This window comes from Mesorhizobium sp. J18, from assembly GCF_007829525.1.
In the GTDB taxonomy this organism is placed as follows: Bacteria; Pseudomonadota; Alphaproteobacteria; order Rhizobiales; family Rhizobiaceae; genus VLJP01.
Genome location: NZ_VLJP01000079.1, coordinates 1 through 4,636 on the forward strand (window position 1 = coordinate 1; position 4,636 = coordinate 4,636).

The window sequence follows — 4,636 nt, forward strand, 5'->3', positions numbered from 1 at the left end:
TATGACCGCATCGCCGGCCGACAGCTCTCCGCGAGGCGAGCCGATCTTGCGTCTGCGGGGCATTTCCAAGCAATTCGGTGCGGTCTCTGCACTGACCGACATTGATCTCGATGTTTATGCGGGCGAGGTTGTGGCGCTGGTAGGCGATAACGGTGCGGGCAAATCCACGCTGGTCAAGACGCTTGCGGGCGTGCACCAGCCGACCTCCGGAACGATCGAGTTCATGGGGCAGGAAGTCACGATCGATACGCCCGCAAGGGCGCTGGAGCTCGGCATCGCAACCGTCTTCCAGGATCTTGCCCTGTGCGAAAATCTCGATGTGGTGGCCAATCTTTTCCTCGGGCACGAGCTCTCTCCCTGGCATCTTGACGAGGTGGCCATGGAAGTGCGTGCCTGGACGCTGCTCAACGAGCTTTCGGCGCGCATCCCGTCGGTACGCGAGCCGATCGCGTCGCTCTCCGGCGGCCAGCGCCAAACGGTGGCTATAGCCCGCTCGCTCTTGCTCGATCCGAAGGTCATCATGCTCGACGAGCCGACGGCCGCCCTGGGGGTCGCTCAAACCGCCGAAGTGCTGAACCTGATCGAGCGGGTCCGTGACCGCGGGCACGGCGTCATCCTGATCTCCCACAATATGGAGGACGTGCGCGCCGTGGCCGACCGCATCGTGGTTCTGCGCCTGGGGCGCAACAACGGCGTATTCGGCGCCGAATGCTCGAACGAGGAACTTGTCACGGCCATAACCGGCGCGACGGAGAATGCAGTGTCACGCCGTCGTGCCCGCATGCAGGAAAAGATGGGCACAGAACATGACGCATGAGACCCGCTCCACCGCGCTGGATCGCGCTGACGCACGGCTGCGGAACGATGAAGGAATCGTCGGCTCGGTTCGTTCCTTCATCGACCGTGTCCGCTCGGGCGACCTCGGAATGCTGCCCGTTGCCGTGGGCCTCATCCTGATCGCCACCGTATTCACCTCGCTTAACCCGGTCTTTGTTGCGCCCAACAACCTTGTCAACCTGCTCTTTGACGCTGCCGCAGTGGGATGCATATCGCTCGGCATCGTCTGCGTTCTGTTGTTGGGGCAGATCGATCTGTCCGTCGGCTCGATGAGCGGTCTTGCATCCGCCCTCGTAGGCGTTCTCTGGGTGAACATGGGCATGCCGCTGCCGGTGGCGGTGCTTGGCGCTCTGGCGACGGGGGCCGTCGTCGGCTTCATCTACGGCACATTTCTCAACCGCTTCGGCATGCCGAGCTTCGTGTCGACGCTGGCAGGGCTTCTCGCGCTTCTGGGCTTTCAGCTCTACATTCTGGGTCCCACCGGTTCCATCAATCTGCCCTACAGCTCGCCTCTGGTCCGCTTCGGGCAGATCATGGTCATGCCTGACTGGCTGAGCTATCTCCTGGCGCTCGTACCGGGCCTTCTGATGGTCGTTCTGGGGCTGCGCACCATCCGCAACCGTGCTGCCGCCAATCTGTCGAATCCCGGCTTGAGCGTATTGCTGGCCAAGGCCGGTTTGTTGACCCTCGCTCTACTCGTCGCGGTCTTCTACCTCAACCAGGGGCGCGGCATTCCCTACATGTTCGGGCTGTTCGTCGTGCTGGTCGTGGTGATGAACTATGCGCTGACCCGTACGAAATGGGGGCGCTCGATGTTTGCGGTCGGCGGTAACACCGAAGCGGCGCGCCGTGCGGGCATCAATGTCAACACCATCCGCCTGTCCGCCTTCATGATCTGCTCGACGCTGGCAGCGCTGGGCGGCGTGCTTTCCTCGGCGCGATTGGCCTCGGCCAGCCAGCAGGCGGGTACCGGAGACGTGAACCTCAATGCCATAGCCGCGGCTGTGATCGGCGGCACGTCCCTCTTCGGAGGGCGTGGCTCCGCCTGGTCGGCCTTGCTCGGGATCCTGGTAATCCAGTCCATCTCCAACGGCCTCACCCTCCTCAATCTGAGTTCGTCGCTTCGCTACATGATCACCGGTGCAGTGCTCGCCATCGCCGTGATCGTGGATTCGCTTGCCCGCCAGTCCCGCGCCAGCCACGGACGCGCCTGATTTCAGTCGAGGAAAGAGAATGGCCGACACTCTGAAAGACAAGATCGCCGCCGTCACCGGTGCTGCTTCGGGAATCGGACTTGAATGTTCCCGCGCAATGCTGGCGGAGGGCGCTACGGTCGTCATGATCGACCGCGCGGAAGATCGGCTGCGCGCACTCTGCGACGAGCTTGGGCCGAATGCCAGGCCTCTTGTGGTCGATCTTCTGGACGGCTCTCAGGTCTCATCCATGTATGAGAGAATCCTTCAGATCGCAGGTCCCCTGGATATCCTGCATGCCAATGCGGGCGCCTATGTGGGCGGACCGGCGGCGGAGGGAGATCCCGACGTCTGGGACCGCATGTTGAACCTTAATATCAATGCCGCCTTCCGCTGCGTGCGCACGGTTCTCCCGAACATGATCGAGCGCAAGACAGGGGACATCATCTTCACCTCCTCGGTTGCGGGCGTGGTGCCGGTCGTATGGGAGCCTGTCTATACGGCTTCGAAATTCGCGGTGCAGGCTTTTCTGCACGCGACTCGCAGGCAGGTGTCTCAGCACGGCATCCGCATGGGCGCTGTCCTGCCGGGACCTGTGGTCACGGCGCTTCTCGACGACTGGCCGAAGGCGAAGATGGAGGAGGCGCTCGCCAACGGGTCCCTGATGCAGCCCAAGGAAGTGGCAGACGCGGTGATCTTCATGCTGTCGCGCCCGCGCAATGTGGTTATCCGCGACCTGGTTATTCTTCCGAACAGCGTGGACCTCTGACAGAGCCCTCTTCGCAACAATTCACGCACAGGAGCGCCCATGTCCCCGGACCAGGCTTATCTGATCGGCGTCGATGTCGGCACGGGCAGTGCCCGCGCGGGTATTTTCGACCAGACCGGAAAAATGATCGCCTCCGACAAGCACGACATTACCCTTTGGCGCGAGGGCGCGGACATCGCCGAGCAGTCAAGCAGCCAGATATGGGCGTCGGTCTGTGGTGCCATCCGCGGTGCGATGGAGAAGGCAGGCATAGATGCATCGCTGGTGGCGGGTATAGGCTTCGACGCCACTTGCTCACTGGTGGTGCTTGGGGAAGACGGTCGGTCGCTGCCGGTCGGCAGCAGCGGCGATCCAGAGCGGGACATCATCGTATGGATGGACCATCGGGCAATAGAACAGGCAGAGCGCATCAACGCCACCGGGCATGAGGTTCTCAAATATGTGGGCGGTGTCATTTCACCCGAGATGGAGACGCCCAAGCTGCTCTGGCTGAAGGAGAACCGGCCCGAAGTCTATCATGCGGCCTGGCAGTTCTTCGATCTTGCCGATTTTCTCGGCTGGCGGGCGACCGGAGACCTCGCGCGATCCACCTGCACGGTCACCTGCAAGTGGACCTATTTGGCCCATGAGAGTCGCTGGGATCCTGGCTATTTCCACATGATCGGGCTTGGCGATCTTGCCGAAAGGGAGTTCGCGCCGATCGGACAGCGCATCGTTCCGCCGGGGACTCCTCTTGGCAAGGGACTGAGCGCCGTGGCGGCGGCCGAGCTCGGCCTGCCGGCAGGAATGCCCGTCGGCGCGGGCCTGATCGACGCGCATGCGGGAGGAATCGGCACAGTAGGGGCGAAGGGAGAGCCGGAGAAGAATCTGGCCTATGTCTTCGGCACCTCGTCCTGCACCATGACGTCCACCCGGGATCCCCTCTTCATTCCGGGGGTATGGGGACCTTACTATCAGGCGATGGTTCCCGGCATGTGGCTCAATGAAGGTGGCCAGTCGGCCGCGGGCGCCGCAATAGATCATCTCTTGTCCTTTCATCCCGCCGCAGGTGAGGCAGAGAAGGCGGCAAAAGCGGCGGGCCACTCCCTGCCGGGATGGCTGTCCGAACGAGCGTGTCGATCCACGCCCGATGCCTCGCAGGCGGTGATGCTGGCCCGTAATCTTCATGTCGTCCCGGAATTCCTCGGCAACCGTGCGCCGTTTGCCGACCCGCATGCCCGCGCCGTCATAGCCGGTCTTGGCATGGAGCAGGGCGTCGAGAGCCTCGTCGCACTCTACGTGGCGGGCATCTGTGGCATCGGCTACGGTCTGCGTCAGATCCTCGAAACGCAGGATGCTGCCGGCGCCAGGATCGAGCGGATCATGATCAGCGGCGGGGCAGGGCAGGACCCCCTCGTGCGTCAGCTTCTGGCCGATGCGGCCGGGCGCCCGGTTCTCGGCAGCAGGGTCGAGGAGCCCGTGCTCCTTGGAGCTGCAATTCTCGGCGCGGTTGCCTCAGGCATCTATCCGAACATTGTGACAGCCATGGAACATATGTCCGGAACGTCAGGCTCATATCTTCCTGCTGGCGGCGCCATCGCCGCCGAGCACGACACCCGATACCGGGCGTTTCTGTCCCTGCAGCACGTGGCGAGGGAGATCCGCAACGGGGTTTCATCTCGAACTTAGAGCGTTTCAGCGCTTGACAGAATCGGGAGGGATTCCGGTTTGGTTGATTTTGTGATTCAAGATGCTTGCTGGGAAGGAGGCCGGCATCTTTTGACAGCACCTCTATCCAATGATCTTCGTGAGCGCGTGGTCGGTGCGATCGAGGCCGGCGAGAGCTGCCGGTCGGCTG

At 62.8% G+C, this 4,636-nt stretch carries 4 protein-coding genes; all 4 read left to right on the forward strand.

The features are described from left to right. Position 1: 1 nt before the first annotated feature. Genes L598_RS20420 through L598_RS20435 form a run of 4 tightly spaced genes read left to right on the forward strand, consistent with a single transcriptional unit; the run spans position 2 to position 4,467 of the window. Positions 2 to 817 (forward strand): ATP-binding cassette domain-containing protein, encoded by an 816-nt coding sequence (locus tag L598_RS20420; RefSeq protein ID WP_144865710.1) that lies wholly within the window; start codon positions 2 to 4, stop codon positions 815 to 817. Beyond that, entirely contained in the window at positions 807 to 2,051 is a 1,245-nt protein-coding gene (locus tag L598_RS20425) for a sugar ABC transporter permease (RefSeq protein WP_144865712.1), read from the forward strand. Before L598_RS20420 ends, L598_RS20425 begins: the two co-directional genes overlap by 11 nt. A gap of 19 nt (positions 2,052 to 2,070) precedes the next feature. Continuing rightward, positions 2,071 to 2,799, forward strand: a complete 729-nt coding sequence (locus L598_RS20430) for an SDR family oxidoreductase (protein ID WP_144865714.1) — start codon at positions 2,071 to 2,073, stop codon at positions 2,797 to 2,799. A 39-nt stretch (positions 2,800 to 2,838) separates the two neighbouring features. Continuing rightward, positions 2,839 to 4,467, forward strand: coding sequence for an FGGY-family carbohydrate kinase (locus tag L598_RS20435; RefSeq protein ID WP_144865716.1), 1,629 nt, complete (start codon positions 2,839 to 2,841; stop codon positions 4,465 to 4,467). The last annotated feature ends 169 nt before the right edge of the window (positions 4,468 to 4,636 follow it).

Excerpts from the sequence above, each read along its gene's own strand:
- L598_RS20420 (WP_144865710.1), top strand. The coding sequence starts at position 2 with ATGACCGCATCGCCGGCCGACAGCTCTCCGCGAGGCGAGCCGATCTTG.
- L598_RS20425 (WP_144865712.1), top strand. The coding sequence starts at position 807 with ATGACGCATGAGACCCGCTCCACCGCGCTGGATCGCGCTGACGCACGG.
- L598_RS20430 (WP_144865714.1), top strand. The coding sequence starts at position 2,071 with ATGGCCGACACTCTGAAAGACAAGATCGCCGCCGTCACCGGTGCTGCT.
- L598_RS20435 (WP_144865716.1), top strand. The coding sequence starts at position 2,839 with ATGTCCCCGGACCAGGCTTATCTGATCGGCGTCGATGTCGGCACGGGC.